General features: G+C 71.9%; 6 protein-coding genes. 4 read left to right on the forward strand and 2 right to left on the reverse strand.

The features are described from left to right. Nucleotides 1-179: 179 nt before the first annotated feature. A complete protein-coding gene (locus AC13HU_RS32280) occupies nt 180-869 on the reverse strand; it encodes a GNAT family N-acetyltransferase (protein ID WP_483045531.1) in 690 nt (229 codons plus the stop codon). A gap of 212 nt (nt 870-1,081) precedes the next feature. On the opposite strand from AC13HU_RS32280, the gene AC13HU_RS32285 reads away from it, so the two are divergent. The 3 genes from AC13HU_RS32285 to AC13HU_RS32295 all read left to right on the forward strand — a co-directional run bounded on the left by AC13HU_RS32285 (nt 1,082) and on the right by AC13HU_RS32295 (nt 3,028). Beyond that, nucleotides 1,082-1,999: a class I SAM-dependent methyltransferase gene (locus AC13HU_RS32285; RefSeq protein ID WP_483045532.1), complete on the forward strand. Its 918-nt coding sequence runs from the start codon at nt 1,082-1,084 to the stop codon at nt 1,997-1,999. Between the two features lie 65 nt (nt 2,000-2,064). Further along, complete coding sequence (locus AC13HU_RS32290; protein WP_483045533.1) at nt 2,065-2,433, forward strand: hypothetical protein; 369 nt, start codon at nt 2,065-2,067, stop codon at nt 2,431-2,433. Then, on the forward strand, nt 2,426-3,028 hold the full coding sequence (locus tag AC13HU_RS32295; protein WP_483045534.1) for a hypothetical protein: 603 nt from the start codon (nt 2,426-2,428) through the stop codon (nt 3,026-3,028). The genes AC13HU_RS32290 and AC13HU_RS32295 overlap by 8 nt, the downstream gene beginning before the upstream one ends. 49 nt (nt 3,029-3,077) lie before the next feature. On the opposite strand, the gene AC13HU_RS32300 is transcribed toward AC13HU_RS32295, so the two are convergent. Beyond that, nucleotides 3,078-3,599: a GNAT family N-acetyltransferase gene (locus AC13HU_RS32300; RefSeq protein WP_483045535.1), complete on the reverse strand. Its 522-nt coding sequence runs from the start codon at nt 3,597-3,599 to the stop codon at nt 3,078-3,080. Nucleotides 3,600-4,130: 531 nt separating this feature from the next. Here AC13HU_RS32300 and AC13HU_RS32305 point away from each other — a divergent pair. Beyond that, nucleotides 4,131-4,787 (forward strand): lysophospholipid acyltransferase family protein (locus AC13HU_RS32305; RefSeq protein ID WP_483045536.1); only part of this gene is annotated, 657 nt, incomplete at its 3' end.

Genomic DNA, 4,787 nt, shown 5'->3' on the forward strand with positions numbered 1-4,787 from the left:
ACCCAGGGGCGCGGGGAACTGCGCTCCCCCAGAGCTTCGCCTGGGAGGTACCCCCAGCCACCCACCGACCGGAAGGTCCGGCACCGACAGGACCGGGCAACCCGGGCGGACCCGCCACCCACCGATCGCAAGGTCCGGCACCCACAGGACCGGGCAACCCGGGCGGACCCGTTGGGGCTTCAGCGCCAGTCGGCGAAAGCGCTGTAGTCGTCGGCGTAGTTCGCCGCACCGGCATCCGCACGACGCCCGGCGCGAGCCGACCCCCCGAGGGAAGCCGGGTCATCGAGGTCCTCCCGGATCAAGCTCCACACCAGCAGGTCCGTACGGACCTCGGTCCACGCCCCGGCGGGGTCCGCGTCGGGCCGGGCCCGGACGATCCCGGCGCTGCGCAGCACCCCTTCGCTGACGCACCCGATCTTCTGGGCGACCTGCTGGGACGCGGTGTTGTCGGCGGCGGTGCGCAGCTCGACCCGTTCGAAGCCCTGCTCCCGGAAGAGCCAGCGGCACACGGTGAGCACGGACTCGCAGGCGTATCCCTCGCCCCGGGCCCAGTTGGCGGTGAGGTACCCGGCCTCGGTGCCGCGGATGCGCCAGTCCGTGTGCTGGAGGGTGACGGTGCCGACCAGCCGCTGGGTGAGCATCTCGGTGACCGCCAGCACCAGTCCGCGGCCCTGTTCCCGCTCGGCGGGCGCGGTCCTGGTGACGAAGTCGAGCGCGTCGGCGGCGGTGTAGGGCTGGGGCACGTTCGTCCACGCCGCGATCAGGTCGTCGTTCATCATCTCCACGAGTGCGGGGATGTCGTCCTCGTCGTACGGGCGCAGCACCAGCCGGTCCGTACTGAGTGAGATGTCCGGAAAGGTGGAGGTCATTCGTGCTCCGTAACCAGGGCATGGGTGGATTGCCCAGCATGCAGTATCGCGCCCGGCGTGCGCCGGGCAGGGTCGGCGCGATGAGGCGGCGCGGCGCGGGCGATGTCGGCGAACTCGCTTCCAGGGTAAGGGGAATGGGCGGGCGATCGGGTGTCCTGCCGTTCGGTCCGGGGATCCGTGAACGTCATCCGACCCTGCTACCGTCAGCCCGCGTGAGAGTGCACCACGCAGCAGGAGTCGGCTATCAGCGGGCCGCGGGGGTCTACGAGCGCTCCCGGCCCTCCTACCCGCTCGCGGCGCTCGCCGCCCTCGCGGACGCGCTGCCGCTGGAGCGGGGCCGCACCGTGGTCGATCTGGGGGCCGGCACCGGCAAGTTCACCCGGCTGCTGGCGCTGACCGGGGCCGAGGTGCTCGCGGTGGAGCCGGTGGCGGAGATGCGGGAGCGGCTGGCGCAGCTGCTGCCGGGGGTCGCGGTGTCCGCGGGCACCGCGGAGGACACCGGGTTGCGCGCGGGGTGCGCGGACGCGGTGGTGGCGGCGCAGTCCTGGCACTGGTTCGAGGCGGACCGGGCGCTGGCGGAGGTCGAGCGGCTGCTGCGGCCGGGCGGGGCGCTGGTGCTGGTGTGGAACACGTACGACACGTCGGTGCCGTGGGTGCGGGACTACCAGGACATCTACTTCCGGCTGGCGCCGCGCGACCTGCCGAGCCCCCCGCTGGCCTCGGGCCCGGGAGGCACGAGTACGGACGCGGGCGCGGACAAGGGCACGGATACGGCCGCAGGCACAGGTACGGGCACAGGTACGGGCATGGTTTCCGGCCCGGTGCCCGCCGCGGGTGCCGGGCCGGACGCCCCCGGCGGCCCCGGCCGCGCGTGGCGCGAGGCGTTCGCCGCCCGGCCGGGCTGGGGCGCGATCGAGGAGCGGCACTGGCCGAACCCGCACTCCACGACCGTCGCCGACGTGGTGGAGCGGATGATGTCGTCCAGCCACATAGCCGTGCTCGCCCCGGCCCGGCAGGAGCGGGTGCGGGCGGAGCTCCAGGCGGTGCTGAGCGCGCACGACGCGACGCGGGGCAGCGGCGCGATCGAGATGCCGTACACCACCGACGTGTATTGGGTACGGCACGGCTGAGCAGTGGCCGGGGATGCGGTAACCCGGGAGCGAGGGCGGTTCGGCGCCCGTAATACAGTCGTCGCATGCTCGATTGGGTCATCTGGACGGTCTCCGTGCTCGCGCTGCTGCTCGCGGCGTGGTGCGGCTGGGCGGCGTACCGCGACTCGGCGACGAAGGACTGGCACTTCGCCGGGATGGCCGTGGTCACCCTCGCGGTCCTGGCCCAGCTCGTCGTCTCGATCGTCCAGCTCGCCCGGGGTGACCGGCCCGAACACGGGCTGGCGGTGTTCGTGCCCTACCTGATCGGCGCGGTGTGCGCGATCCCGGCGGCGGCGGTCATGTCGCTTGCGGAGCGCACCCGTTGGGGATCGGCGATCGTCGCGGCCGGCGGGGTGATCCTGGCGGTGCTGGAACTGCGGCTGCACCAGATCTGGGGAGCGGGACATGGCTGAGGGCAGTACCGGGAACACAGTGGAAGGCAGCAACGTGACGTCACCCCAGCCGGCGGTCGAGACGGCGGCAGCACCGCAGACGGCCCGGCCCGAGCCCGAGCAGTCCGGGAAGGTCCGGGCCACGGCGGCCCGGCCCGAGCCGGCTCAGGCCGTAGCGAAGGCGAAGATCGGCACCGGACCCGGGCGGCTGCTGCTGTCGCTGTACGGGGTCTTCACGGTGGCCGCGCTCTCCCGCTCGATCGTGCAGCTCAGCACCAAGTACCACGAGGCGCCGCTGGCGTACGTGCTGTCCGGGGTCGCGGGGGTGGTCTACGCGGTGATCACGATCGCGCTGTGGCGGGGCGGCGAGTCGGCCCGCAAGGTGGCCCTGGTCTCCTGCTCGGCGGAGCTGCTCGGGGTGATCACCGTGGGCATCCTGACCGTCGTCGACTCCTCGGCGTTCCCCGACGCGACCGTGTGGTCGGACTTCGGGGTCGGCTATGTCTTCCTGCCGATCGCGCTGCCGGTCGCCGGTCTGCTGTGGCTGCGCCGCTCCACCCGGCAGGGGACGGAGACGGCGCCGGCACAGCCGGCCGGGACCGGCGACGGCGAGTAGCGCACCGGACCGGCACCGGTCAGTGCCGGCCGGCGCCGTTCAGTACCGGTCAGGCAGTGGCCGCGTAGCTTCCGGCCGGGGTCGGCGGCTGCTGCGCGGACTTCTCCATGTGCACCAGGCTGAGCCGGCGGTTGACCGGTTCCGCGGCGCCCACCTGCTCGTAACCGAGCTTGCGGTACATCCGCTGGTGCACCTGGCTGCGGTGGCCGGTGAAGAGGCGGTAGCGCTTGGCCTCGGCTTCGGCGGCGAGGCGGTCTTCGAGAGCGGCGAGCAGGCGCCCGCCGAGTCCGTGCCGCTGGAGGCGCGGGTGGACTATCAACTTGCCGATGCGGGCGGTGCCGTCGTCGTCGACGGCACCGCGGACGGAACCGACGACCTCCTCGCCGAGCCGCGCCACGAGGACGGTGCCTCCGGCGAGTTCGGCGCGCAGTTCGTCGAGGGTCTGGGTGAGCGGTTCGATGGTGTAGTCGCCGTACAGCTCGGCTTCGCCCTGATAGCACAGGTACTGGAGTTTCAGGATCTTCTCGGCGTCGTCGTGGTTCGCCGTAGAGATGGTCACGCTCATGCCCATGTCGCGCGGGCCTCCCCTTCGAAATCCGTCCGGGCGGTTGAGGGTGTGGTGTGCGCCCGGAACGTGTGCCTGTGCGGAGTTGATGCGAATGTGCGCTCGATGTCGCCTCCGCTGGCGCCGATGATCGCACAAACGAACCGGCCGGGTACCGCTGCTGCGGTGTCCGGCACAGCGTCGCCGGGGCGGGCCGGAGGCACACCGGGACGTCGGCTGTTTACCGTGCATTACCCCGTCCCACCGGGGATTCAACCCTCCGATTCACGACCGGCCCCGGCTCGTATCCCCCGCCGGCATCCGACCAGGGCGGGACGGGCCTGTGAGATTCCCAACTCCCGGTGCGTTTCCGGCAAGGCGGCCCGGCCGGACCGTTGTCGCGGGTGCCCGGCACGGCCTGCGCCGACGTGCGGTATCCGGTGGGTGAACCCGGCGTGCGCTGGGGGCGTGCGCGGAAGTATCGTCGTGACGTACGGGCCGGTAGGGTCGGTCCGCAGGTTGACGTCCGTACGAGCCCGGAGGGGTCCGTTGTCCCGCATGTCCCGCAGCGTGCTGAAGGCGATTCTGCTGGTGCTGATGCGTGTGTTGTATCGGCCGGTGGTGGAGGGCCTGGAGCACATCCCGGCCGACGGCCCGGTGATCCTGGCGGGCAACCACGTCACCTTCATCGACTCGCTGTTCCTGTCGCTGGTGGTGGACCGGCAGGTCTACTTCATCGGCAAGGACGAGTACGTCACCGGCAAGGGCGTCAAGGGCCGGCTGATGGCGTGGTTCTTCACCACCTGCGGCATGATCCCGGTCGACCGTGACGGCGCCCGCGGCGGCGTGGCTGCTCTGATGACCGGGCGCCGGGTGCTGGAGGAGGGCAAGATCTTCGGCATCTACCCCGAGGGCACCCGCTCCCCCGACGGCCGGCTCTACCGCGGCCGCACCGGCATCGCCCGGCTCGCGCTGATGACCGGCGCCCCGGTGATCCCGTTCGCGATGATCGGTACCGACAAGGTGCAGCCGGGTGGCAACGGCATGCCGCGGCTGGCCCCGGTGAAGGTCCGCTTCGGCACCCCGCTGGACTTCTCCCGGTACGACGGCATGGACCGCGACCGCTATGTGCTGCGCGCGGTCACCGACGAGGTGATGTCGCAGGTGATGTACCTCGGCGGCCAGGAGTACGTCGACATCTACGCGACCAAGGCC

The organism is Streptomyces sp. NH27, from assembly GCF_056859195.1.

Bases quoted from the DNA above. Each gene is read 5' to 3' on its own strand.
- AC13HU_RS32280 (WP_483045531.1), bottom strand. From the start codon at position 869: ATGACCTCCACCTTTCCGGACATCTCACTCAGTACGGACCGGCTGGTG.
- AC13HU_RS32290 (WP_483045533.1), top strand. From the start codon at position 2,065: ATGCTCGATTGGGTCATCTGGACGGTCTCCGTGCTCGCGCTGCTGCTC.
- AC13HU_RS32295 (WP_483045534.1), top strand. From the start codon at position 2,426: ATGGCTGAGGGCAGTACCGGGAACACAGTGGAAGGCAGCAACGTGACG.
- AC13HU_RS32300 (WP_483045535.1), bottom strand. From the start codon at position 3,599: ATGGGCATGAGCGTGACCATCTCTACGGCGAACCACGACGACGCCGAG.